This is a genomic window from Flexivirga caeni (assembly GCF_003724155.1).
Classification (GTDB): domain Bacteria; phylum Actinomycetota; class Actinomycetes; order Actinomycetales; family Dermatophilaceae; genus Flexivirga; species Flexivirga caeni.
In genome coordinates this window covers 36,534-60,562 of the sequence record NZ_RJJQ01000002.1, presented here as the reverse complement: position 1 = coordinate 60,562, position 24,029 = coordinate 36,534, and the positions used below count along the sequence as shown (strand labels likewise).

Genomic DNA, 24,029 nt, shown 5'->3' with positions numbered 1-24,029 from the left:
GAATTCGAAGGACCACAGAGGAGAGACAGATGGGCTACGACGGACGGGTGGCACCCGGCGATGCCCCCGCGACACGCGAGGCCGCCCACGCCCGCATCAGCAAGATCAGCGTTTCGAACATGCACAACAACGTCTACCTGGTGACCGACCTTGCAAGCAACGACGCATTGCTGATCGACGCCGCCGACGACTGGCCGGCGATCCGGGCGATGCTCGACGCCGACGGCGGTCACGTGACCCAGATCGTCACGACGCATCGGCACTGGGACCACACCCGCGCACTGCCCGACGCGGTCGAAGCGACCGGCGCACGGACGCTCGCGGGCGCCGAGGACGCCGCCGAACTGCCCGTGCCGGTGGACCGGCCGCTGCACGACGGCGACACCGTGCAGGTCGGCGAACTCCTCCTGGAGGTGGTCGCGCTACGCGGTCACACACCGGGCTCGATAGCTCTCGCCCTGCATGCAGCCGACGGGCACACACACCTATTCACCGGCGACTCGCTCTTTCCCGGTGGCGTCGGCGCGACCGATCACTATGAGTACCAATCGTTTCCGCAGCTCATCGACGATGTCGAGGAGCGGATCTTCGGCCGGTATGACGACAACACCTACGTCTACCCGGGGCATGGCGACGACACCACCCTCGCTGCGGAGCGCCCGCACCTGGCGGAGTGGCGCGCTCGGGGCTGGTGAGATGACCGCAGCCGCGAAACCGTGTTGGATGGTCCGGTGATCATTGACATGAACTGCTCTCAGCTGGCAATTGTGAACGTCCCGGTGACCGGGCTCTGGACGAACCCGACCTCGCCGCGGCCGATCGACGCGCCGCTGCTCGCCGACGAACCGGACCACGACCGGTGGCTCGCCGGTCTCGATGCCCAGCCCACGCTCGAGCAAGGCCGCCTCGGTCTCTTCGACCGCTTCGACTCCGAACTCGTCGAGGGCGAACCGGTCGTCGTCACCGGCCACGACGCGGACGGCTGGACCCGCGTCGCCGCGCCCTGGCAGCCGTATGACGGCAGCACCGCCGGCTACCCGGGCTATGTCCGGACCGCCCACCTGCGCCCGGCCGCCGACGCGCCGCTCGACCAGCTCCCCGCCGCCGGCCGGACACCGAGCGTCGACGCGTTCCTCGACGCGGCCCGGCGTCACATCGGGCTGGCCTACCTCTGGGGCGGCATCTCGCCGGCCGGTCTGGACTGCTCCGGGCTGGTCCACCACAGCCTGCGTCATCTCGGCGTGATCTTCCCGCGCGACGCCGGTGACCAGTACAGCGCGTGCGAAGACATCCCGATCCCGGACGCGCAGCCCGGCGACCTCTACTTCTTCGCCCACCCCGGCAAGCCGCTGCACCACGTTGGCATCGTCACCGGCCCGGGCCGGATCCTGCACTCCCCGAGCACCGGCGAAGTCGTCGTCGAGGAGCCGATGCCCGCGCCGCGACAGGCGACGCTCACCGCGGTCGGCCGCATCCGGCAGTTGCACAGCCGGTACCTATGATCGCCGCGTGACCCGTCGACCCGGGGCGGTGCCCGCACCCGTGCTGATCCTCGGCAGTGTCGTGTCGGTGCAGTTCGGCGGTGCGCTCGCGGTCACCCTCCTGCCGTTGATCGGCGTCGCCGGATCGGTCGCGCTGCGGCTCGGCATCGCGACCGTGCTGCTGTGCGGGTGGCTGCGGCCCAGTCCGCGCGGCCGGTCACGCGCAGACTGGGGCGCCGCCGCGGCATACGCCGTCGTGCTGGGTTCGATGAACCTCTGCTTCTACGGCTCGCTGCAACGGCTGCCGATCGGGGTTGCCGTCACCATCGAATTCATCGGTCCACTGGTGCTTTCCGCGGTCTTGTCGCGGCACCTGCGGGACCTGCTCGCCGTGCTGCTCGCAGCCGCGGGAGTGCTGCTCGTGTCCGGTGCGATCGGCACGCCCCTGGACCGGCTGGACGGCACCGGCATCATGCTGGGGCTCGGCGCCGGGGCGTGCTGGGCGGCATACATCGTCACCTCACGCGGTGCGGGCAGGCATTTCGCCGGTCTGGACGGCCTGGCGATCGCCATGCTGATGGCAACGGTGGTCGTGCTGCCGCTCGGGCTGGTCGAGGCGGGCGGCTCGCTGTTCAGCCCGACCGCGCTGCTCAAGGGCGCCGGGATCGCCGTGCTCTCCTCGGTGCTGCCCTACTCGCTCGAACTGGTCGCGCTGCGCCGGCTGTCACCCCAGGTCTTCGGCATCCTGCTCTCGCTCGAACCCGTCGTGGCCGCCGGCGCAGGCCTGCTCGTGCTCGGGCAGCGCCTGTCCCTGCTGAAACTGGCGGGGATGCTGTTCGTGGTGGCGGCGAGCGTGCTCATCCTGGGCGCGGCCCGCGGGGCCGGCCAGCCGCCGCGTGACGTATGACGTCTGCCGTATGACGACTCACCGAGGTCGCCGCGAGCCGAATTCTCGTGACACGTCACGGATCCCGGACACGTTGTGAATGCCGGGACGGTCCCGGCCGGCATCGTCCGCAGGTTCGTCCTCACCGGGAGTGCCGCGACCGCGCAACGACTTGCCGGCGGTCTCCGGCACGAAGACGAGCGCAACCATGCCGACGACCATCGCGGCCATCATGTAGAAAGCCGGCATGTAGCGGTTGCCGGTCGAGCTGACGAGGGAGTCGTCGACCGAGGCGACGGTGCCACCGAACGCCGCGGTCGCCACGTTGTAGCCGATCGCCATACCGGCATAGCGCACGTGCGCCGGGAACATCGCCGGGAACGTCGCCGAAATGGTGCCCAGCTGCGGCAGGAAGACCAGCCCCAGCACCGCGAAACCGATGATCGCCCACGCCATACCCTGGCCCATCAGCCAGAAGCACGGCACCGCGAGCACGAAGGTCGCGGTCAGCGAGAACCACCACATCGGTTTGCGGCCGACCCGGTCCGAGGTGGCACCGGCATACCAGATCAGCGCCATCATCAGCAGCTGGCCGATGAGCACCACGACGTCCGACTGCGTGCTGGAGATGCCGAGCGAATCGCTCATGTAGGTCGGCATGTAGGTCAGCAGCGTGTAGTCGGCGATGTTCAGCGCGATGACCAGCCCGAAGAGCTTCAGGATCGGCCGCCAGTGCTCCCGCAGCAGGTTCTTCAGCGCACCGGTGGCGGCCTCCTCGACCTCGTCGTTCTGCTGCAGCTCCTGGAAGACCGGCGTGTCCTCCATCCGGGTCCGCAGGTAGAGACCGATCAGCCCGAGCGGGAGCCCGATGAGGAACGGGATGCGCCAGCCCCAGGTGTCCATCTGATGCTCGGTCAGGGACGCGCGCAGGATCAGCGTGATGATGATGCCGCCGCTGAACCCGGCCAGGGTGCCGAACTCCAGGAACGAGCCCCAGAATCCGCGGCGCTTGTCGGGCGCGTACTCGGCCATGAAGGTGGCGGCACCGCCATACTCGCCGCCGGTCGAGAAGCCCTGGATGACCCGCAGCACGATGAGGACGATCGGCGCCCAGATGCCGATCCTGTCGTAGCTGGGAATGCAGCCGACCAGGAAGGTGCCGACGGCCATCAGGATGATGGTCAGCGCCATCACCGAGTTGCGCCCGATGCGGTCGCCGATGGGTCCCCAGACGATGCCGCCGAGCGGACGCAGGATGAACGACACGGCATACACCAGCAGCGTGGCGAGGTGGCCGTAGTGGCCGGGGAAGAAGTTGGTCGTGAGCTCGTTCACGAGGTAGGCGTAGACGCCATAGTCGTACCACTCGGTGGCGTTGCCGATCATCGACGCACCGACCGCGCGCCGCAAGGTGGCGTTGTCGACCGGCTGGTCGCCGGGGGTTTCGCTGGCGGTCGGTGCTGACACGTGCTTCTCCTCAGGGGCAGCGGACGGTTGTGGGTCGTCGTCAGCTACTACCCACGAATCTCGACTGTTAACAATCACTCATGTGCGAGGCTGATCTGGTGGTCACTCGTCAGCGCCCTCAGCCAGCCGAGATCTTCGAACTCATGCGGTTCAAGAAGCCGCAACTGGACCGCAAGAGACACCGGCTCGACTCGGCGCTGACCATCGCGGACCTGCGCCGGGTCGCCAAGCGGCGGACGCCCGCAGCGGCGTTCGACTACACCGACGGCGCGGCTGAGGAGGAGATCTCGCTGCACCGCGCGCGACGGGCGTTCCGCGACATCCAGTTCAACCCTGGGATCCTGCGCGGGGTCGGCGACGTCGACACCTCGTGCGAGATCTTCGGGGGTCTGTCGGCGCTGCCCTTCGGCATCGCCCCGACCGGGTTCACCCGGCTGATGCAGACCGAGGGCGAGACGGCCGGCGCGACGGCGGCAGCGGCTGCCGGCATACCGTTCTCGCTGTCGACTCTCGGCACCACCTCGATCGAGGACGTACGGCGGGCAAACCCGCACGGCCGCATCTGGTTTCAGCTCTACGTGATGCGCGACCGCGAGATCTCCTACGAGCTGGTACGACGCGCGGCTGCGGCCGGGTTCGACACGTTGTTCTTCACCGTTGACACTCCGGTCGCCGGTGCCCGGCTGCGGGACAAACGCAACGGCTTCTCGATCCCGCCGCAGCTGACCGCCCGGACCGTGCTCAACGCGATGCCGCGGCCCTGGTGGTGGTGGGACTTCCTGACGACGCCGAAACTGGAATTCGCGTCGCTGTCCTCGACGGGAGGGACTGTCGGAGAGTTGCTCGACGCGGCGATGGACCCGACGATCTCGTTCGAGGACCTGCAGGTGATCCGGGGGCTGTGGCCGGGCAAGCTGGTGGTCAAGGGGGTGCAGTCGGTCGCCGACGCACGCAAGCTGACCGACCTCGGCGTCGACGGCATCGTGCTGTCCAATCACGGTGGGCGCCAACTGGATCGGGCGCCGGTGCCGTTCGTGCTGTTGCCTGAAGTGCTGCGCGAAGTGGGCGCCGACACCGAGATCGCGCTCGACACGGGGATCATGTCCGGCGCCGACATCGTCGCCGCGATCGCGCTCGGCGCGAAGTTCACCCTCGTCGGGCGGGCGTACCTCTATGGCCTGATGGCCGGAGGCCGCGAAGGCGTCGACCGGATGATCCAGATCCTCACCGAGGAGATCGTCCGGACGATGAAGCTGCTCGGCGTGGCGTCCCTGGGTGAGCTCACGCCGCGGCACGTGACGCTGCTACCCGCCTCGGGTCGCTGACACGTCGGGTTGGCGCGACGATTGGGGGCGGCGGCGCGTCCCTACGGCGCGACCGTCGCGACTTCGGGACACCCCAGGCGCCATTTCGCGTCCCTACGGCGCGACCGTCGCGACTTCGGGACAGTTTGCCCGTGGGCTCCCGTCCTGAAACCTCGACCGTCGAAGGTTGCGTACGGCCAGCCCAGGATTCTGCCCGCGCGTCGCCGGGCACGCGACTTTGCGGCCCGAGTGAGCAGTACTGGCGAGTACAGCGGGATACTCGCCAGTAACTGCCCATTCGGCACACCTTCCGCCGCCTCACCCCGTTTTCTCGGTCCCGAACCGGCGACCGTTGCCACTTGCGCACGCATCCGACGCCGAAACCTGTCCCCGCCCGGCGACCGTTGCCACTTACGCACCCGGAGCCCAGGTCACGCCTTGATCGTCAGCCCGCGCGGGATGTCGGTGAGCAGGTCAGGCCCGTCCGGCCCGATGAGCAGTGACTCGGACGTCTCGTAACCCCAGCCGTCCATCCACATCCCGAGGATGACGTGAAACGCCATGTTCTCCTCGATTACGGTCTCGTCACCGGGGCGCAGGCTGACCGTGCGCTCGCCCCAGTCGGGCGGGTAGCCGATGCCGATCGAGTAGCCGATGCGGGACTCCTTGGTCAGACCGTATTTGCCTATCGTTTCAGCAAACTCGCGGTGTACGTCACACGTGCGGGTGCCCGGCCGCAGCTTCTCCAGCACCGCGGCCATGCCCTCGCTGGTCGCCTCGGCACAGTCCACCAGCCGGCGCGGCGCCTTGCCGAGGACGACCGTCCTGGCCAGCGGCGCGTGGTAGCGGTGGAAGACTCCGGCCAGCTCGACGGTGGTCGCCTCCCCGCGGCGCAGCGGCAGGTCGCTCCAGGTCAGGTGCGGTGTGCCCGCGGTCTCCCCCGTCGGCAGCATCGGCACGATCGCCGGATAGTCACCGCCCAACTGCTGCGCGCCGAGCGCCTGCGCGTGCTGGATCTCGGCGACGACGTCGCACTGGCGACGACCGGGTTCCAGCTCGCCCAGCGCGATCTCCATCACGCGCTGCGCGATCCGGCCCGCCGAGTGCAACATGGCGCGCTCCAGCGGCGACTTGCGCACCCGCACCCAGTTGACCAACTCGTTGCTGTCCACCAGGGCAGCCGTCTTGAGGGCCGACCGGAGGGAGAGGTAGCTGCGCACCGAGAAGAAGTGCGCGTCGAATTCCGCACCGACATACCCTCCGACATCGTCGGTCAGGACGCCGATCTCCAGCGCACGCGCGGCGATCCAGTCGAACGGATGCGCGTCCGGGCGGTTCACCAGCTGGTCCGGGTAGCCGTGAATCCGGTCGGTCGGGAGGAACGCCGTGTAGTGCGCACCCGCGGCGTCCATCGCACGCGTGAAGAGGTGACAGTCGCCGTCGACCGGCACGATGAGGCACTGCGGCATGTAGAACGACCACGCGTTGTAGCCGGTCAGGTAGTAGAGGTTCGCCGGGTCGGCGACGATCAGTGAGCTCAGGCTGCGTTCCGTCATACGCGCCTGCACCGCCCCCAGCCGATCGAGGTATTCCTGCTCCGGGAAAGGCCGCGCGCATAGGTCACCATCGGCGGCTTCGGGCGATATCGGGGTCACCCGCACATCGTGCATGCCCCGTCCGTTGTTGACAATCGACGACAGCACGCCTGTAGTGACCTGGTGACCTCCCACCGCCCCGTGATCACCGTGCTCGTCGCCGACTCAGCTAACCACCCGGACGGCCTCGACGTGCTGGCCGACCGCGCCATCATCCGCATCACGGACTCGGCGGGGCTGGCGACCGCGCTCGACGACGCCGAGGCGCTGTTCCTCTGGGACTTCTTCTCCACCTCGGTCCGGGACGTATGGCGGCACTGCGCCGACCTGCGCTGGATCCACGTCGCGGCCGCCGGCGTCGACACGCTGCTCTTCCCGAAGCTATGCGAGTCCGACGTCGTCGTCACCAACGCCCGCGGCATCTTCGACCGGCCGATCGCCGAATTCGTCCTTGCCGCGGTGCTCGCACATGCGAAGCTGCTGCGCGAGGGCGACAAGTTGCAGCGAGAGCATGTATGGCGCCACCGTCAGACGATGCCGCTGCGCGGGCAGCGCGCGCTGGTCGTCGGGACCGGCAGCATCGGGTGCGAGATCGCCCGGCTGCTGCGCGCGGTCGACGTCGAGGTGACCGGCGCCGGCCGCACCGCACGCGATGGCGATCCCGACTTCGGCACGGTCGTCGCCAGCACGGCGCTGGCCGATCACGTGGGTGACTTCGACGTGGTCGTCAATGTCACCCCGTTGACCGACAAAACACGGAACCTCTTCAACCGCAAGGTGTTTGCGGCGATGCGTCCCTCGGCATACTTCGTCAACGTCGGGCGTGGCCGGAGCGTCGTCGAGTCCGACCTGGTCGCAGCCCTGGAGGCCGGGCAGCTGGCCGGAGCCGCCCTGGACGTCTTCGAGACCGAGCCGTTGCCGTCGGAGTCGCCGTTGTGGGACCTCCCAACGGTGACGGTCTCGCCACACCTGTCGGGCGATGCGCAGGGCTCGCTGCAGGCGCTGTCCAGACAGTTCGTCGACCTCGCCACCCACCGGCTCGCGGGCCAGCCACTGCCGCATCCGGTTGACAAGCGACTCGGGTTCGTCCCGGGCGGGCGCTGATCTCCGCGGATAACCGTCCCCAACGCGCGACCGTCGCGACTTCGGGACACCGCCACCGCCGAAACCCGTCCCTAACGCGCGACCGTCGCGACGTCGGGACACTGTTCGGGTGATACGACGCACCAGCGCGACATAGACCGCACCAACGCCCACCCGGGAGCTACTTGGTGGCGGCCTGCATCTGCCGCAGCTCCTTCTTGAGGTCGCCAAGCTCGTCGCGCAGCCGGGCCGCCAGCTCGAAATGCAGGTCGGCTGCGGCCTGGTGCATCTGCTCCGTGAGCTCCTGGATGAGACTCGCCAGGTCGGACGCCGGAAGTCCGGAAACCCTTGCGGCTCCTGCGACTTCGGCGTCTGCGCCACGGCCACCCCGCTTGCCGCGTCCGTCGGCCTTGCCGCGCGACTGCGCCCGTCCGCTGCCCATTAGCGCATCGGTGTCGGCGTCCTCACGCTGCAACATGTCGGTGATGTCGGCGATCTTCTTGCGCAGCGGCTGCGGATCGACGCCCGCTTCCTTGTTGTAGGCCAGCTGCTTCTCCCGCCGCCGGTGGGTCTCGTCGATCGCCTCCTGCATCGAGGGAGTCACCTTGTCGGCATACATGTGCACCTGGCCCGACACGTTGCGGGCGGCACGACCGATCGTCTGGATCAGCGATCGCGCGGAGCGCAGGAAGCCCTCCTTGTCGGCATCGAGAATGCTCACCAGCGACACTTCGGGCAGGTCGAGACCCTCCCGCAACAGGTTGATGCCGACCAGCACGTCGAACTCGCCGAGCCGCAGCTCGCGCAACAGCTCGACCCGGCGCAGCGTGTCGACCTCGGAGTGCAGATAACGGACCCGGACACCCTTCTCCAGCAGGTAGTCGGTCAGGTCCTCGGCCATCTTCTTGGTCAGGGTCGTCACCAGCACCCGCTCGTCACGCGCGGTGCGTTCGTGGATCTCGTGCAACAGGTCGTCGATCTGGCCCTTGGTCGGCTTGAGCACGATCTCGGGGTCGACCAGGCCGGTCGGCCGGATGACCTGCTCGACCACGCCGTCGGCCTTGGCCAGCTCGTAGTCGCCCGGCGTCGCCGACAGGTAAATGGTCTGGCCGATGCGCTCCAGGAACTCCTCCCAGCGCAACGGGCGGTTGTCCATCGCACTCGGCAGCCGGAACCCGTGGTCGACGAGCATCCGCTTGCGGGACATGTCGCCCTCGTACATCGCGCCGATCTGCGGCACCGTCTGGTGCGACTCGTCGATGACGAGCAGGAAGTCCTCGGGGAAGTAGTCGAGCAGGCAGTTGGGTGCGCTGCCCGGCCCCCGGCCATCGATATGCCGCGAGTAGTTCTCGATGCCGGAGCACGAGCCGACCTGGCGCATCATCTCGATGTCGTAGGTCGTCCGCATGCGTAGCCGCTGCGCCTCCAGCAGCTTTCCCTGCTTCTCCAGCGTTTTCAGCCGGTCTTCGAGCTCGGCCTCGATGGACGAGATCGCGCGCTCCATCCGCTCCGGCCCGGCAACGTAGTGCGACGCCGGGAAGACGTACATCTCCTGCTCCTCGCGCACGACCTCACCGGTCAGCGGGTGCAGCGTGTAGAGACGCTCGATCTCGTCGCCGAAGAACTCGATGCGGATCGCCAGCTCCTCGTAGACCGGGATGATCTCGACGGTGTCGCCGCGCACCCGGAACGTGCCGCGCGTGAAGGCGAGGTCGTTGCGGGTGTATTGCATCTGCACGAACCTGCGCAGCAGGTCGTCGCGGTCCAGCTGGTCGCCGACCCGCAACGGCTGCATGCGGTCGACATACTCCTGCGGAGTGCCCAGGCCGTAGATGCACGACACGGACGCGACCACGATCACGTCCCGTCGGGTCAGCAGCGAGTTGGTGGCGCTGTGCCGCAGCCGCTCGACCTCGTCGTTGATCGAGGAGTCCTTCTCGATGTAGGTGTCGGTCTGCGGGATGTAGGCCTCGGGCTGGTAGTAGTCGTAGTAGGAGACGAAGTATTCGACGGCGTTGTGCGGCAACAGCTCCCGGAACTCGTTGGCCAGCTGCGCGGCGAGCGTCTTGTTGGGCGCCATCACCAGCGTCGGCCGCTGCACCTGCTCGATCAGCCATGCGGTGGTCGCGGACTTGCCGGTGCCGGTCGCGCCGAGCAGCACGGTGTCCTGCTCCCCCGCCTTCACCCGGCGCGCCAGATCGGCGATCGCGGTCGGCTGGTCGCCGCTCGGGGTGTATTCGGAGATCACCTCGAACGGCGCGACACGACGCTGCAAGTCAGTGGTGGGGCGCATACCGACACGGTAAACGCCACCACTGACAGGCTGTGTTCCCGCACCGGCATCATGGTCGGTATGACGACCGGCCCGACTCGTGAAGTGCTGCTCCGGATGGGCAGCGCCCTGCTCGCGGGAGGCACGCCGGTGCCCGATGTGGAACGGCAGGTCACGGTCCTCGGCCGCAGCCTCGGAGCGCCCGGCGCGCGTGCCGCCGCAACCCCGACCGGGCTGTTCGTCGGACTGAGCGCGAGCGATGGCATCGGCTTCGAGCCGGTGAGCGGGACCCTGCGCTTCGAGCAGGTCACCCGGGTGCAGGACGTCTACGAACGGCTGATGCGCGGCGCGACCACCGTCCCTGTGGCCATCGGCGAACTCGACGCGATCGAGGCGATGCCGTCGTCCCGGCCGGCGTGGGCGAGCGACCTGGCGATGGTGGCGATCGGCACTGGCATCTGCGCGATCTTGCAGCCCACCTGGCGTGACCTGGTGACGGCTGCCGCAAGCTCACTGCTCGTGGCCGCGCTGGTCGTCCTCAGTCGCCGGATCACCGTGATCCGCACCCTGCTCCCCCTGCTCGCCTCATTCGCCGTGGCCGTCCTCGTCCTCCTCGTCGCGCAGCACTGGCCTCTGGAGGGCACTCTGCGGACGATGATCGCGTCGTTCGCGGTGCTGCTGCCCGGCTCGATGATCGTCACCGGCATGTCCGAGATTGCCTCGGGAGCCGCCGTCGCCGGCTCGTCGCGGCTGGTCTCGGGCGTGATGCAACTCGTGCTCTTCGCGGTCGGGCTCTTCGCGGCGGTGTCCGTAACCGGCGAGCACCTGTCCGCGCTGACCAACGTGCGTGCGCAGGACCTCGGACCGCTCGCGCCATACATCGGTGTCGCGGTGATCGGCTGCGGCATCGTCGTCAACGTCGCGGCGTCCCGCGCGGCGATCCCGTGGATCTTCGTCGTGCTGGCGCTGACGTTCGCGACGCAGTCGATCGTGCAGGCCGCCGCCGGGCTCATCCTCGGCGCGCTCGCCGGAGCGGCCGTGGCCGGTTTCGCCGCAAACCTCGTCCCACGCTTCTCCGGGCGACCGCTGCGGCTGGTGGTCTTCCTGCCCGCCTTCTGGCTGCTCGTGCCGGGTAGCCTCGGACTGCTCAGCACCGCCGAATTGGCGACAGGGCAAGCGGGTTTCGACGCCGCGACGCTCGCGATCGGCTCGGTCGTCGCCGTCGCGGCGGGCACTCTCATCGGCAGCTCGGCCGGGCGGGCGCTCGACCGGCTGCTGGATCCGGCACAGCGCCGGGTCGCCGAACTCGGCGACGTCGCCGACGTCGAGCGGCTGTAACCCGCGCGGTCCAGTTCGGCACAGCCTCGCAGCGGTCAGGCGAGCGCGAGGAACAGCTTCTCCAGCCGTGCCCGGTCGACAGTGTCCGTGTCGTCATCGCGCAGGCACTGCTCCAGCCCGGTAGCGACGATCGCAAAGGCGCTGCGGGCCAGCGCCTTGTTGACTGCGGCCAACTGGGTCAGCACGTCCTCGCATTCCGCGCCTTCCTCGATCATCCGGATCACGCTGCCCAGGTGACCATGAGCACGCTTCATCCGGACGACGATCCTTTTCATCTCTTCTGGTGCGAGCTCCATCCCAGCACTCCGCCTTCCCGTCATGCCGACCACGAGTTGGTCAGGCACGTCATTTTACATCCCCCAGGGGGGTTAGATAGAGTCGTCCACATAACCCCCCGGGGGGATATGCTCATCGCTGCCCACCCCGGACCGGATACTTCGAGAGGGACCCCAGGACATGGCGGACACCACCCGGGCGGTCGCCCCACCGGCCACAGACCGGACCCAAGGCTTCCAGGCCGGACCACTAGGGCGCCTCGGCGTCTGGGTGGCCACCCACGCCCGCGTCGTCATCGTCGCCTGGATCCTCGTGGTCGTCGGACTGGGCTTCTTCGCGCCCCGCGTCGAAGCGAGTCTGTCCGGCGCAGGCTGGCAGGCAGAGGGCTCGCAGTCGGTCGCCGCGCGGCAGGTGGCGGGCAAGCACTTCGGCGGCGACGACAGCGCGGCCATCCAAGTGGTCGTCCGCTCCGACGGTGACGTGCTGCAGGGCAAGGGCGCCGCCGCTCTGCGCGAGGCCACCGCCATACTGCAGCGCGATCACCGGATCGCCCGGGTCGTCCAGCCGCAGCCGGGTATGACGATCAGCCGTGACCGGCACACCGCGATCCTGATCGCCGGAGCCGGCGCGGACACCAACGAGATGGTCAAGGCGGCGACCGACCTGAAGGGACCGCTGGAACGGCTCGACAGCAACGGAGTGCAGGTCACCCCGACCGGAGCCTCGATGCTCTGGTCCGATTTCAACGCCGCGAACCTGTCGGCGATGATGAAGTCGGAGATGCTGTCCTGGCCGATCACGCTGGCCATCCTGGTGCTGGCGTTCGGAGCCCTCGTGGCGGCGGGGCTGCCACTGGTGCTCACTCTGTCCGGACTGCTCGCGTCTGCCGGCTCGCTCGTGCTGATCAACTCACTGGTGCCGGTGTCCATCTGGGCGATGAACTTCGCGATGATGTTCGCGCTCGCGCTGGGCATCGACTATGCGCTCTTTCTCGTCGTGCGCTACCGGGCGGCACGCATTGGCCACGATGCGCCGCGCGAGACCGCCATCGCACAGACGATGGACACCGCCGGAAAGGCGGTCCTGCTGTCCGGGCTGACCGTGCTGGTGTCGTTGTCCGCGGTCTTGCTCGTGCCGTCACCGGCATTCCGGTCCATGGCCGGAGGCATCATGCTCTCGGTCGTGTTCGTGCTCGCCGCGACGCTCACCCTGCTACCGCTGGTGCTGTTCACCCTGGACCGGCGCATCGACAAACTGTCACTGCCCTGGGTCCACTCCGGAGAGCACCGCTCGCCGCGCTTCGCCCGCTGGGGAGAACGGCTATGGCGCCAGCCACTGCTCTTCGGCGGAGCCGCCCTGGTGATCCTGCTCGCCCTCGCCGCCCCGATCACGGGGCTGCGGACCGCGATGCCCTCGATCAAGGTCCTGCCCGACCACTCCGCGGCGCGGGTCGGCTACGACCGGGTGCAGGCGGCATTCGGCCCCGGAGCGCCCGGCACCCTGCAGATCCTCACCGACTCGACCGACACGGCAATTGCCGTGCACACACTGCGCCACGACCCAGGAATCGCGGGAGTGATGCCACCACAGACTGCCGCCGACGGCTCGAAATGGGTGCTGCTCCAAGCAGTGCCGCGTGTCGACCCGTCCGATCCGGCACTCGCACATACGGTCGGGCGACTGCGCGTCGAACTGCCGTCCGGCACCCTCGTCGGTGGCGCCGCCGTGGAGAATCTGGATCTCAAGTCCCAGCTGGATCGCAGCACGCCGATCGTCATCGCGGTCGTGCTCGGGCTCGGCTTCCTCCTGTTGCTCATCGCGTTGCAGGCACCCTTGATCGCGCTGCTCGGCACCCTCGCCAGCCTCTTGTCAACCGCGGCCGCCTTCGGCGTTGCCCGGCTGATCTTCCAGGACGGCCTCGGCAGCGGCCTGCTGCACTTCGAGCCGCAGGGCTTCCTCGACGCTTGGGCACCAGTGTTCTTCTTCGCGATGATCTTCGCCATCGCGATGGACTACACCGTGTTCCTCCTGGCATCGGCTAAGGAGCACTGGGAAGAGTCCGGGGACGCTAGGGAAGCAATGGTCGGAGCCGTCGCCCACTCCGGCCGAGTGATCTTCGCGGCCGGAGCAGTCATGGTCGCGGTCTTCTTCACCTTCGCGCTCTCCGGGCCGCTGCCGCCCAAGGAGATGGGCGTCATCCTCGGCTTCGCCGTCTTGCTGGATGCGTTCCTGGTCCGCCTCGTGCTGCTGCCCGTGCTGCTGCGGCTCACCGGTCGAGCTGCCTGGTGGAGCCCGCGCCTGCTACAGCGCGTGCTGCCTTCGATCCGTTTCGCACACCACTGAATCCATAGGAGGATCAACACAATGTGCCGTGCAGTGAAATGCAAGACGTGTGGCAAGACGACCTGGGCCGGCTGCGGCCAGCACGTGGATCAGGTGATGTCCCGGGTGCCTGCGGCGGACCGGTGCCCCGGACACCAGCCGGTACCTGAGCAGGCCAGCTCGCTGCGACGACTCTTCCGCCGGCGCAGCTGATCCGGCTGCTGCTCACGGCACGCGGTGCGTCCACTCCGCAGTGCCGAACTTCTCATCGACCAGGGCGCGTGCCTGCTCCAGTTCGTCCGAGGTGTATGACGCAAGCCGGCTCGGATAGCGCGCGAGGAACGACTGCGTGAAGCTCTCCAGGATCTGCTCTCGCGGCAGCCCAGTCTGGGACCGCATCGGATCGACCCGCTTGTTTGCCGACGTGGTGCCCTTGTCGGACATCTTCTCCCGCCCGATGCGCAGCACCTCAAGCATCTTGCCGGCGTCGATGTCGTAGGACATGGTCACGTGGTGCAGCACCGCACCGTCGGCGAACCGCTTCTGCGCCGCTCCGGCGATCTTGCCCTTGTCGGACGCGATGTCGTTGAGCGGCACGTAGTGTGCGCTGACTCCCACCTCGGCGAGCGCACCCATCACCCATTCGTCCAGGAACGCGTAGGACCGCTCGAAGCTGAGTCCTTCGACCATTGAGGACGGCACGACGAGCGAGTAGGTGATGCAGTTGCCCGGCTCCATGAACATCGCGCCACCGCCGGAAACCCTTCGCACGACGTCGATTCCGTACTTCGCCGCGCCATCCGCGTCGATCTCGTTGCGGAAGCTCTGGAACGAACCGATCACCACCAGCGGTGAGTCCCAGTCCCAGAACCGCAGCGTCGGCGGGCGGGTGCCGATGGCCACCTCGTGCGCGATCACCTCGTCGAGCGCGACATGCATCACCGGTGGCAGCACCGTCGCCGGTATGACGTCGAACGTGTGGTCCGCCCAGCCGGTGGCCTTGCCGAGCGCCCGTCGTACCGCCACGCCCACCGCGTCCGCGGTGAACCCGATCAGCCGCACCGAGGGGTCGAGCGCACCATTGATCGCGCCGGCGAGCTGATCCACCGACGCGTCCGCAGGCATCCCGGTGAGTGCCGCTTCGATGTCCTCCAGCGCCTCGTCCGGCTCCAGGAAGAAGTCGCCGGACACCGAAACCCTTGCCAGCCGACCGGATTCGACCTCGACGTCGACCGCGACCAGCTTGCCTCCGGGAACCTTGTATTCACCACGCATGCATCCAGGCTACGAGGGCGGGAACCGGCCACCGCCAGTGGATCGAGTGGACCCCATCCGGATCGAGAGGACCCACAACATGGAGGTGAGAAGGGGTCCTTTCGTGCGCGATCGGGTCCGCTCGATCAGTCGCCGCGAGCGGAGTCGATCCCCAGCAGGTAGCCGCTCCGCGCATCGAACCGAGCCGTCATACTGAACCGGTCCCCGCGCACCAGAGTGTGCCGCCACTCCAGGGGCCGGTCGTGCGAGATCCCGAGCCGGTCGATGGCGAACACAGCGGTGTCCCGGGGCAGCTGCAGCGCTGCACGATCGCTCGCCGTGGGTATGACGGCCCGCAAGTGTTCCTCACCGGATGTCAGTCGCACGCCGCAACGACGTCCCAGCTCCTCGTAGAAGCCCGTGTTGTGCCAATCGACGTCGAGCAGCGGGTGTGCGATGCCGGCCGGAAGCCAGACCTCGTCGAGCGCGAGCGGTTCGTCTCCGGCCAGTCGCAGCCTGGCTAGGTGCAGCAACGGCTCCGTCCTGTCCAGACCGAGCCGGTCCGCGACAGTGGCGTCGGTCGTCACGGCGAGCTCGCGCACGATGCTGTGCTGGCTGATGCCGGTCGCCCGGACCGAGTCGAACAGACTGTAGAGGGCACCCAGTGGCTGCTCGATCTCAGTCGGAGTCGCAAGCCTCGGCGTCCGGCCGCGCTGGGCGGTCACCACACCGTCCTCCCGCAGCTGGCGCAACGCCTGCCGGATCGTCTGCCTGCTGACGCCATACTCCTCCTGCAGTCGTGACTCGGGAGGGAATGCGTCGGCAAACTCGTGGCGCGAGATACGCGTGCCGATGTCGTCGCGGATCTGCCGCCAGAGCGGAATTCGGCTCGACCGATCGATGCGGGCATTCATGACCATCCAGTGTGCGCGATGGTGCCGAGCCGGCAAGGAATGGGGCCTCACCCACGGCATGCTCGCCATACGTTAATATGTACGTACATATGAGTATGGCGGGCGCCGCCCACCAGCTCGCGACGCATATTTCCCAACCTGCTTACGGAACACACTGGGAAGATTGCCCGATCACCGATCCAGTAGAAGGGGCAGTAGATGTCCCGACATTTCACCGAGTCGGCCGCCCGGGAGAAGCCGGCGCCTGGTGCGGTCGGGGCGCCCAACGCCGTGCACCGGATCGCGACCCTCGGGCTCGCCATCGTGGCCGCCGGGTTGCTGTCCGGCATCGCCGGCGTCACACTCACGTTCGTGCTGCGCGCGGTCGAGCACCTGACGTTCGGCTACTCCGGCGGCGGGTTCCTCACCGGAGTCGAGACTGCGCCGGACTGGCGGCGGGTCGTCGGCCCGGCGGTCGGCGGGCTGCTCTCCGGCGCCGGCTGGTGGCTGGTGCGGCGCCACCGCCACGTCCCGTCGTTGAACGACATCGTGCGCGACCCGGCAGCGACACGTCACCTGGGGACCGTCGTCGTCGACGCCTTCTTGCAGGTTCTCGTCGTGGGATCCGGCGCCTCGATAGGGCGCGAAGGCGCACCACGCCAGACTGCCGCCGTCCTTGCTTCGGCCGCAACGCAGCGGCTCCGGCTTGCTGACCCCGCGCGGCAGGCGCTGATCGCCGGCGCCGCGGGTGCAGGGCTGTCCGCGGTCTACAACACCCCGATCGCCGGTGCCCTGTTCGCGGTGGAGGTCATCCTGCGCACTCGCCGGCTCAGCGCCGCCGCCATCTCGCTGAGCGTGTCGTTCCTCGGCACCAGCGTGCTGTGGTTCGTGCACGGCACTGCCCCGACCTATCACCTGCCCGGCGGGACCACCGACTGGGTTCCCGTGGCGCTGTGGAGCATCGTGGCCATCGTCCCGTGTCTGCTGCTCGGGCGGGTTTTCTCCCGGATCACCAGCGCGGCGCAGGACCGGCACACCGGACCCACCGTCCGGCTGGTGGTTTCGATCGGGTCGGCGAGCGCGATTCTGGGGCTGATCGGCTGGTGGGCACCCGAACTGTTCGGCAACGGCAAGGCGGTCATCGACGCGATCGCCGACGGCGATCGGTCGCTCCTCCTCCTTGTCGCACTCGTCGCGCTGAAGCCGCTGGTGACCGCCATGTTCTTGCGCACCGGCGCGACGGGCGGGCTGCTGACACCGTCCATGGCCACCGGCGCCGCATTCGGCGCGTCGGTCGCGGTCGTACTTCGGCATTTCGGCGTCCCGGCCGACGTCCCGAGCTTCGCACTGGTCGCCGCGGCGGGCTGCCTGGCAACCACGCAGGAGGCGCCATTCTTCGCAGTGTTCTTCACCTGGGAACTGGCCCGCCCCGCGCCGTGGGAGCTGATCTGCTTCTTGATCACCGCGATCGGCGCAACGGCGATCTACCGGATGCGGCACCCGCAGGACCCGACGCAGCGACGGATGGCCCTGGGCAGGGTGGGCCGTCGACGACCCACTCGTGCGCGATGAGGCCTGCTCAATCAGAGGGAGGAACCCAGCTCCGCCGCCACGCGCTCGCTCGAGCGCAGCGCCAGACCGCCGGTGAGCCCGAAAGCAAGCACCAGCAACACGATTCCACAGCCGAGCATCACCAGCCAGGCAGGGTGCGTGGCCTGCGCCAGACCGTGCGCCATGCTGGTGTGCAGTTGCCCGAACGCAATCGCCGGGAGCACTGCAACCCCGAGGGATCCACCGACCTGGCGGCTCGTGGACGCGATGGCGGCCGCCACCCCGGCCTGCTCCCGCGGCATACCGGACATCGCCGAGTTGGTGATCGGCGCGTTCAGCATCCCGAAGCCGATCCCGAAGCACAGGTAGGCGAAGCCCAGGTAGACCAGGCTGGTGTGCTCGTCCAGCCGCATCAGCAGCACCGCGCTCAGCCCGATGCCGACGCCCGCGACGACCAGCGGCAGCCGGACACCCCGGTCCCCCACGACCCGGCCGGACACCGGCGCGAACAGCGCAACGGACACCGCCATCGGCAGCGTCATCAGCCCGGCGTGCAGTGCCGACATACCTCGAACGTCCTGCAGATACAGGGTGTTCAGGAAGAGGAAGCCGGCCATCGCGCAGAAACCGACGATCGCGGCAACCACCGCACCGCTGAACGGAATGCTGCGGAAGAAGCGCGGATCCAGCAACGGCTCCTTCCTGCGCAGCTCCCACCACACCAGTGCCACCAGAGAGAGCAGCGCCACCAGGAAGCAGCCGAGGATCACCACCGACGTCCAGCCCCGCGAGCCGCCCTCGATGATGCCGTACGTGACCCCGGTCAGCAGCAGCACGACCAGACACTGCGCCACCGGGTCCAGCCGCCGCACGTGCGCCGCACGGGACTCGGGCACGTACAGGTGCGTGAGTGTGACGGCAGCGAGCACCACCGGCACGTTCAGCCAGAAGATGGCCCGCCAGCCGAAACCGGCGACCAGCGCCCCGCCGATGATCGGCCCGAGCGCCATCGACAGCCCGATGACGCCGCCCCACATGCCGATCGCCTGCGCGCGTTCGCGCGGGTCGCGAAAAGTGTTGGTAATGATGGACATTGCGACCGGATTCAGCATCGATCCACCGATCGCCTGCAGCATCCGCGCACCGATCAGCAGCCCTGGATCCGGCGCCAGCGAGCAGCAGATCGAACCCAGGCCGAAGGCGACCAGCCCGATCTGGAAGACCCGCCGCCGCCCCACCCGGTCGGCGGTGGAGCCGGAGAGCATCAGCAGGCTGGCCAGGACCAGCGTGTAGGCGTCGATGACCCACTGCAGTTGTGAGCCGCTCGCGTGCAACTCCCGCCCGATCGACGGGATGGCCAGGTTGACCCCGGTCGAGTCGATGCCGACGATGAACAGACTGGAACAGCAGATCGCCAGCACCGCCAGCCGGCGACCGCGACTCAGCGGCGTCTCGTCCGCGTTCACTTCTCCGCCGCCGCACGCATCTTGTCGATCAGCCGGGTCAGTTCGCGCCGCTCCGACCCGGTGAGGGTCGACACCGGCGACGGTATGACGTCAGCAGCCGACCGCAGGGATTCCAGCAGTTCCTGCCCGTCCGTCGTGAGGTGCACCAGCTTGCGGCGGCCGTCCTGTGCGTCCGCGACGCGCTCGACATACCCGCGCTCGACGAGGTCACTGACGAGCACCGACGCGGCCGGCGCGTCGATGTCCATCCGCTCGGCGAGCTCCCCCTGGGACATCGGTCCACGTTCGACCCGGCGCAGCACCCGGTAACCGTTCCAGGGCATGCCACCTGTCCGGTCCTGCAACAGGTCGCGCACCAGCCACTTGTTGTCCATGACAAGCGCAGCCAGGCCGAGCCAGACCGCAACGGGTGTGGTTTTAGTTGTTGTCACACAACTATTGTAATCACACAATTAAATTGCGGTGTGGCAGGCCTGCCCAGCGACATGAACCTCAGGTGGCCAGGTCAGAGCCGTTCGCCGGACGACGCGTCGAAGACGTGCACCTCGTCAGCTACCGGCGTCACCCGCACGATGTCACCGACTGCCGGCCGGTGCTTCTTGTCCGTGCGTACGGTGATGCGCTTCGCCTCCTCGTCCATCTCCGGCGAACCGTAGATGAACACCTCCGCGCCGAGTGACTCGACCAGATCGACCTTGAGCGCCACGCCGTTCTTGTCCAGCGCGTCGGCGACCGTCCACGACTCCGGGCGCACGCCGATCGTCACGCTCGCGGCGTCGCCAATCCGGTCGCGCTCCAACGGCGTTGTCGCACCGAAGAACTCGGCGCGTCCGTCGTGCACCTTCGCGTCGATCAGGTTGATCGCCGGAGAGCCGATGAAGCCGGCGACGAAGGTATTGACCGGGTGGTCGTAGAGCACCTCCGGCGTGTCCACCTGCTGCAGGACACCGTCCTTGAGCACGGCGACTCGATGCCCCATCGTCATCGCCTCGGTCTGGTCGTGCGTGACGTAGACCGTGGTGACCCCGAGCCGCCGCTGCAGCGCGGCGATCTGCGCACGCGTCGAGACCCGCAGCTTCGCGTCGAGGTTGGACAGCGGCTCGTCCATGCAGAAGACCTTGGGGTTGCGCACGATCGCGCGGCCCATAGCCACCCGCTGCCGCTGGCCACCCGACATCTGCCCGGGCTTGCGGCCCAGCAGCGGCGACAGCTCGAGGATCTCGGCCGCCTCGTGCACCCGCTGCCGCGCCTCGGCCTTGCTCATCCCGCCGTTGCGCAGCGCGAACGCCATGTTCTCCTCGGCGCTCATGTTCGGGTAGAGCGCGTAGCTCTGGAACACCATCGCGACGTCGCGGTCGCGCGGCCGCACGCCCTTCTGGTCGTGCCCGTCGATCAGGATCCGGCCTGCGTCGACCGGCTCCAGACCGGCGAGCATGCGCAGGGTCGTGGACTTGCCGCAGCCGGACGGCCCGACCAGCACGAGGAATTCGCCGTCCTCGATGTCCAGCGTGACGCTGTCCACCGAGGGCTTGGTGTTGCCCTTGTGCAGCCGGGTCGCCCCGTCGAAGTAAACAGATGCCACGGATCAGGCCTTGAGCTTCGGCTTCACCTGCGAGTTGTACGCCGAGGTGATCGTCGCGTCCAGACCCTTCATCGTCGAGGTCACGTCGGACCCCGAGACGATCTTGTCGAGCGCCTGCCCGATGGACGTACCACCGCCGGGCACGAACACCCGGGCGTAGTCCTGCGGCCGGGTGTACGGCAACTGATCCACCGCGACCTTGAAGTTCGGGTGCGCCTTGAGGTAGGCCACCTCGTCGGGAAGCTTCAGCGCCGACTTGCGCACCGGCATGTACCCGGTCGCCTGGGTGAAGGTGTCCGTGCTCTGCGCGTTGGTCAGGAACTCCACGAACTTCGCGGCGTTCGCCTGGCGATCGGCCGAGATCCCGGACGGTATGGCGACGCCGGCGCCTCCGGTCGGGCAGCACTTCACGCCGCCGGGTGCGGGCACGAATCCAACACCGAGCTCGAACGGCACGCTCTTGAAACTGCCGAGGTCTCCGGTGGACTCCAGGAGCACGGCGCCGAGGCCGGCGCTGAAATCGCTCGCCGAGTTGGCAGAGGTCTTGATATAGCCGTTCATCGCCCAGGACTGCAGCAGTTGGGTTGCCTTGATCGTCTTGGGGTCTGTGAACGTCGGGGTCCAGCCCTTGGAGTAGGCGCCGCCGAACGACCACACGATCGCCTGGAAGGTCCAGTCCAAGTAGTTCGAGCCGTCGTCCAGGATCATCGCGGTCTTCCCGTGGCCGATGGCCGCCTTCAGCTTCGGCGCCCACTCGGTGAACTCGTCCCACGAGGTCGGCGACCGGTCCGGCAGGCCGGCCTTCTTGAAGACGTCCTTGTTGTAGTAGAAGACGACGGTCGAGCGCGCATACGGGATGGCGTAATGCTTGTTGTCGTACTTGTAGTCGGCATACAGGCCGTCGACATAGTCGGTGGTGGACAATCCTTCCTTGGCGAAGAGCGCGCCGATGTCGACGAACCTATTGTTGAGCGCGAAGTTGAACCAGGTCACGTCCGAGGCGACGACCACGTCCGGCAGGCCACCGCCTGCGAGGGCAGCATTGAATTTCTGCGCCACCTCCTCATAGTTCTTACCGGCATTGGTCAGCGTCACCTTCAGGTGCGGGTTCGCCTTCTCGAAGGCGGCGATCAGCTTCTGCTCGGTGGCCTGGGAAGTCCCCGGGTGATTGCTCCAGAAATTGATCGTGTTGCTGCTACCACCGCCGTTGCCGCCACCACCGCTGCCGCCGGTCCCGCCGCCCTTGGGCTTGGAGCCGGTGCCGGCGCACGCGCTGAGCCCCGCTGCGATGGCAGCACCGCCCGTCGCAGTGAGCACTCCGCGCCGTGTGAAGTTTGTCATGTGGAACTCCTTGTTATCCGGTGGTGTTCAGCCCTTGACCGCGCCAGCGGTCAAGCCCTTGATCATGTGTCGTTGCAAGGCCAGGAAGAGAATGAGTACGGGCAGCATCGCGAGCACGGTGCCCGCCATGATCGGCGCCCATTGCGAGGTTCCGTCGTTGTTCTGCAGGAAGGTCAATCCGATCGGCAACGTGCCGGTCCGCTGATCGTCCGACATCAGGAACGGCCACAGATATTCGTTCCACTCGTTGACGACGGTGATGATCGAGAACGCGATCAGCGTTGGCCAGGACATAGGCAGCACCACCCGCCACAGCATCTTGAGCGGCCCGGCGCCGTCCATTCTCGCCGATTCGATAATCTCTCCGGGCAACGACAGGAACTGATTGCGCATCAGGAAGGTGCCGAAGGCGACTCCGGCCAACGGAATGATGATCCCCTGATAAGTGTTGCGCCACCCCATTTGGCTGACCAGGGCGTAATTGGAGATGACGGTGATCTGGTTCGGCACCATCAACGCCGCGATGATCACCACGAACAACAGGCCCCGTCCCGGAAAGCGCAGCATTGCCAGCGCGTAGGCGCTGATCACGCCGAGGACGATCTTGGTCACCGACAAGATAGCCGTGATGATCACCGAGTTGCGAACATAATCCCAGAAGGCGATCTGCGTCGTCGCGGCATGGTAGGGCGTGGTCGTGAAATGCTTCGGCCACCACTCCGCCGGCTGGGTGTAGATGTCCTGCTGTTGCTTGAAGGAGGTGACCAGGATCCAGTAGAGCGGAAGCGCCACCACCAGGAAGACGACAACCATCGCGGCATACCCGGCGATCTTCATCGCCGGTCCCGAGTGGGACATCGCCTCCGCGTTGTGGGCACCGCCACCGGTGACGTCGACGGCCACCTCGGCGCTGGTGTCAGACATTCTTCATCCCCCTGTCCATCACGCGCACTTGAATGACCGTCACCACCAGGAGGATCAGGAACAGGATGGTCGCGATGGTGGCGCCATATCCGGCCCTGCTGTTGACGAATGTCTCCTGATAGACCTGGTAGACCATCGTCGACGTGCTGTAACCCTGCGGCCCACCGCGTGTCATCACGTTGATGATGTCGAAGACCTGCACAGAGTTCAGCAGCACGGTGATCGACAGGAAGAACGTGGTCGGTCGCAGCTGGGGCAGCAGCACCTTGTAGAAACGCCGCCAGGCCGACGCGCCGTCGATCTCGGCCGCCTCGTCGAGGTCCGCACGGCGACCTTGCAGCGCCGCGAGATAGATGACGAAGGTGTAGCCGAGGTTCTTCCACACGTAGGTGGCGGTCACCATGAACAGTGCCCAACCCGGGCGCTGATAGAAATTCGGCACCGTGAGGCCCATGCGATAGCCGAGGTCATGCACCAGGCCGAAGTTGGGGTCGAACACGAACTGGAAGGCGATCCCGATAGCTGCTCCGGAAATCACGAACGGCGCGAAGATCACCGACCGCACCAGGTTTCGCCCGCGCAGCTTCTGATCAAGCAGTAGCGCGAGCGCGAGCCCCAGCACCATCGAGAGCGCCACGGTCGCGATGGTGAAGATCACCGTGTTCTTCAGCACCTGATGGGAGTTCGGGTCGTGCCACCAGGTGACGTAGTTCTTGAAGCCGATGTAGTCGGCGTAGGGCGAGGAGATGTTCCAGTCGGTGAACGACAGCCGGATGTTGTCCAGCAGCGGCCGGTAGGTGAACACCACCAGCAGCACCAGGTTGGGCAGCAACAGGATGGCGGCGATCAGCCACTCGCCATACGGTTTGCCGCTGCGGCGCGGCGGTTCTCCGACCGGGTCGGGCGGACTGGGCCGCCCCGCGAGAGTGGGGGCTGGTTGCGACGCGGTCACGAGCACAGAGTTTGGCTGTCGTTGGATAACACGGCATGAACA

Annotated in this window: 20 protein-coding genes; 8 read left to right on the top strand and 12 right to left on the bottom strand. The window is 67.5% G+C overall.

The genetic code is table 11. From position 1 onward, the window contains the following. Positions 1-29 precede the first annotated feature (29 nt). Genes EFY87_RS02630 through EFY87_RS02620 form a run of 3 tightly spaced genes read left to right on the top strand, consistent with a single transcriptional unit; the run spans position 30 to position 2,388 of the window. Positions 30-695 carry an MBL fold metallo-hydrolase gene (locus EFY87_RS02630; protein WP_123269919.1) on the top strand — a complete coding sequence of 222 codons (666 nt, stop codon included), beginning with the start codon at positions 30-32 and terminating at the stop codon, positions 693-695. 36 nt (positions 696-731) lie between these two features. Continuing rightward, complete coding sequence (locus EFY87_RS02625; RefSeq protein ID WP_148043222.1) at positions 732-1,502, top strand: C40 family peptidase; 771 nt, start codon at positions 732-734, stop codon at positions 1,500-1,502. A gap of 7 nt (positions 1,503-1,509) precedes the next feature. Then, on the top strand, positions 1,510-2,388 hold the full coding sequence (locus tag EFY87_RS02620; RefSeq protein ID WP_245988344.1) for an EamA family transporter: 879 nt from the start codon (positions 1,510-1,512) through the stop codon (positions 2,386-2,388). A gap of 18 nt (positions 2,389-2,406) precedes the next feature. On the opposite strand, the gene EFY87_RS02615 is transcribed toward EFY87_RS02620, so the two are convergent. Beyond that, positions 2,407-3,834: an MFS transporter gene (locus EFY87_RS02615; RefSeq protein WP_245988342.1), complete on the bottom strand. Its 1,428-nt coding sequence runs from the start codon at positions 3,832-3,834 to the stop codon at positions 2,407-2,409. Between the two features lie 80 nt (positions 3,835-3,914). On the opposite strand from EFY87_RS02615, the gene EFY87_RS02610 reads away from it, so the two are divergent. Continuing rightward, a complete protein-coding gene (locus EFY87_RS02610; protein WP_425459342.1) occupies positions 3,915-5,159 on the top strand; it encodes an alpha-hydroxy acid oxidase in 1,245 nt (414 codons plus the stop codon). Between the two features lie 410 nt (positions 5,160-5,569). Here EFY87_RS02610 and EFY87_RS02605 read toward each other — a convergent pair whose 3' ends face one another. Continuing rightward, positions 5,570-6,793, bottom strand: coding sequence for a M24 family metallopeptidase (locus tag EFY87_RS02605; RefSeq protein WP_245988340.1), 1,224 nt, complete (start codon positions 6,791-6,793; stop codon positions 5,570-5,572). 63 nt (positions 6,794-6,856) lie between these two features. Here EFY87_RS02605 and EFY87_RS02600 point away from each other — a divergent pair, with 63 nt between their 5' ends. Further along, positions 6,857-7,837: a D-2-hydroxyacid dehydrogenase gene (locus tag EFY87_RS02600; protein ID WP_123269917.1), complete on the top strand. Its 981-nt coding sequence runs from the start codon at positions 6,857-6,859 to the stop codon at positions 7,835-7,837. A gap of 160 nt (positions 7,838-7,997) precedes the next feature. On the opposite strand, the gene uvrB is transcribed toward EFY87_RS02600, so the two are convergent. Continuing rightward, positions 7,998-10,109 carry an excinuclease ABC subunit UvrB gene (uvrB, locus tag EFY87_RS02595; protein WP_123269916.1) on the bottom strand — a complete coding sequence of 704 codons (2,112 nt, stop codon included), beginning with the start codon at positions 10,107-10,109 and terminating at the stop codon, positions 7,998-8,000. 60 nt (positions 10,110-10,169) lie between these two features. On the opposite strand from uvrB, the gene EFY87_RS02590 reads away from it, so the two are divergent. Further along, positions 10,170-11,426, top strand: a complete 1,257-nt coding sequence (locus EFY87_RS02590; RefSeq protein ID WP_158607477.1) for a threonine/serine exporter family protein — start codon at positions 10,170-10,172, stop codon at positions 11,424-11,426. A gap of 35 nt (positions 11,427-11,461) precedes the next feature. Here the strand turns inward: EFY87_RS02590 and EFY87_RS02585 are convergent, their stop codons facing one another. Then, positions 11,462-11,722, bottom strand: coding sequence for a metal-sensitive transcriptional regulator (locus EFY87_RS02585; RefSeq protein ID WP_123269914.1), 261 nt, complete (start codon positions 11,720-11,722; stop codon positions 11,462-11,464). Between the two features lie 160 nt (positions 11,723-11,882). On the opposite strand from EFY87_RS02585, the gene EFY87_RS02580 reads away from it, so the two are divergent. Continuing rightward, positions 11,883-14,045 (top strand): MMPL family transporter, encoded by a 2,163-nt coding sequence (locus EFY87_RS02580; protein ID WP_123269913.1) that lies wholly within the window; start codon positions 11,883-11,885, stop codon positions 14,043-14,045. 204 nt (positions 14,046-14,249) lie between these two features. On the opposite strand, the gene lplAB is transcribed toward EFY87_RS02580, so the two are convergent. After that, the gene (lplAB, locus tag EFY87_RS02575) at positions 14,250-15,299 is read right to left on the bottom strand and encodes a lipoate-protein ligase LplAB (RefSeq protein ID WP_123269912.1); all 1,050 of its coding nucleotides are present in this window, start codon (positions 15,297-15,299) and stop codon (positions 14,250-14,252) included. A 125-nt stretch (positions 15,300-15,424) separates the two neighbouring features. Further along, the gene (locus EFY87_RS02570) at positions 15,425-16,192 is read right to left on the bottom strand and encodes a GntR family transcriptional regulator (RefSeq protein ID WP_220093469.1); all 768 of its coding nucleotides are present in this window, start codon (positions 16,190-16,192) and stop codon (positions 15,425-15,427) included. 198 nt (positions 16,193-16,390) lie between these two features. Between EFY87_RS02570 and EFY87_RS02565 the strand changes: the two genes are divergently transcribed. After that, the gene (locus tag EFY87_RS02565) at positions 16,391-17,743 is read left to right on the top strand and encodes a chloride channel protein (RefSeq protein WP_123269910.1); all 1,353 of its coding nucleotides are present in this window, start codon (positions 16,391-16,393) and stop codon (positions 17,741-17,743) included. Between the two features lie 11 nt (positions 17,744-17,754). Here EFY87_RS02565 and EFY87_RS02560 read toward each other — a convergent pair whose 3' ends face one another. The 6 genes from EFY87_RS02560 to EFY87_RS02535 form a co-directional block, all read right to left on the bottom strand. Then, on the bottom strand, positions 17,755-19,188 hold the full coding sequence (locus tag EFY87_RS02560) for an MFS transporter (RefSeq protein ID WP_123269909.1): 1,434 nt from the start codon (positions 19,186-19,188) through the stop codon (positions 17,755-17,757). Next, a complete protein-coding gene (locus EFY87_RS02555; protein ID WP_148043221.1) occupies positions 19,185-19,619 on the bottom strand; it encodes a MarR family winged helix-turn-helix transcriptional regulator in 435 nt (144 codons plus the stop codon). Before EFY87_RS02555 ends, EFY87_RS02560 begins: the two co-directional genes overlap by 4 nt. Before the next feature lie 74 nt (positions 19,620-19,693). Beyond that, a complete protein-coding gene (locus EFY87_RS02550) occupies positions 19,694-20,770 on the bottom strand; it encodes an ABC transporter ATP-binding protein (protein WP_123269907.1) in 1,077 nt (358 codons plus the stop codon). 3 nt (positions 20,771-20,773) lie between these two features. Then, on the bottom strand, positions 20,774-22,111 hold the full coding sequence (locus EFY87_RS02545; protein ID WP_123269906.1) for an ABC transporter substrate-binding protein: 1,338 nt from the start codon (positions 22,109-22,111) through the stop codon (positions 20,774-20,776). Between the two features lie 27 nt (positions 22,112-22,138). Next, a complete protein-coding gene (locus EFY87_RS02540; RefSeq protein ID WP_123269905.1) occupies positions 22,139-23,035 on the bottom strand; it encodes a carbohydrate ABC transporter permease in 897 nt (298 codons plus the stop codon). Next, a complete protein-coding gene (locus EFY87_RS02535; RefSeq protein ID WP_123270203.1) occupies positions 23,028-23,987 on the bottom strand; it encodes a carbohydrate ABC transporter permease in 960 nt (319 codons plus the stop codon). The genes EFY87_RS02540 and EFY87_RS02535 overlap by 8 nt, the downstream gene beginning before the upstream one ends. Positions 23,988-24,029: the final 42 nt, after the last annotated feature.

Excerpts from the sequence above, each read along its gene's own strand:
- EFY87_RS02630 (WP_123269919.1), top strand. The coding sequence starts at position 30 with ATGGGCTACGACGGACGGGTGGCACCCGGCGATGCCCCCGCGACACGC.
- EFY87_RS02580 (WP_123269913.1), top strand. The coding sequence starts at position 11,883 with ATGGCGGACACCACCCGGGCGGTCGCCCCACCGGCCACAGACCGGACC.
- EFY87_RS02565 (WP_123269910.1), top strand. The coding sequence starts at position 16,391 with ATGTCCCGACATTTCACCGAGTCGGCCGCCCGGGAGAAGCCGGCGCCT.
- lplAB (WP_123269912.1), bottom strand. The coding sequence starts at position 15,299 with ATGCGTGGTGAATACAAGGTTCCCGGAGGCAAGCTGGTCGCGGTCGAC.
- uvrB (WP_123269916.1), bottom strand. The coding sequence starts at position 10,109 with ATGCGCCCCACCACTGACTTGCAGCGTCGTGTCGCGCCGTTCGAGGTG.
- EFY87_RS02585 (WP_123269914.1), bottom strand. The coding sequence starts at position 11,722 with ATGGAGCTCGCACCAGAAGAGATGAAAAGGATCGTCGTCCGGATGAAG.
- EFY87_RS02570 (WP_220093469.1), bottom strand. The coding sequence starts at position 16,192 with ATGAATGCCCGCATCGATCGGTCGAGCCGAATTCCGCTCTGGCGGCAG.
- EFY87_RS02545 (WP_123269906.1), bottom strand. The coding sequence starts at position 22,111 with ATGACAAACTTCACACGGCGCGGAGTGCTCACTGCGACGGGCGGTGCT.
- EFY87_RS02610 (WP_425459342.1), top strand. The coding sequence starts at position 3,915 with ATGTGCGAGGCTGATCTGGTGGTCACTCGTCAGCGCCCTCAGCCAGCC.
- EFY87_RS02590 (WP_158607477.1), top strand. The coding sequence starts at position 10,170 with ATGACGACCGGCCCGACTCGTGAAGTGCTGCTCCGGATGGGCAGCGCC.
- EFY87_RS02540 (WP_123269905.1), bottom strand. The coding sequence starts at position 23,035 with ATGTCTGACACCAGCGCCGAGGTGGCCGTCGACGTCACCGGTGGCGGT.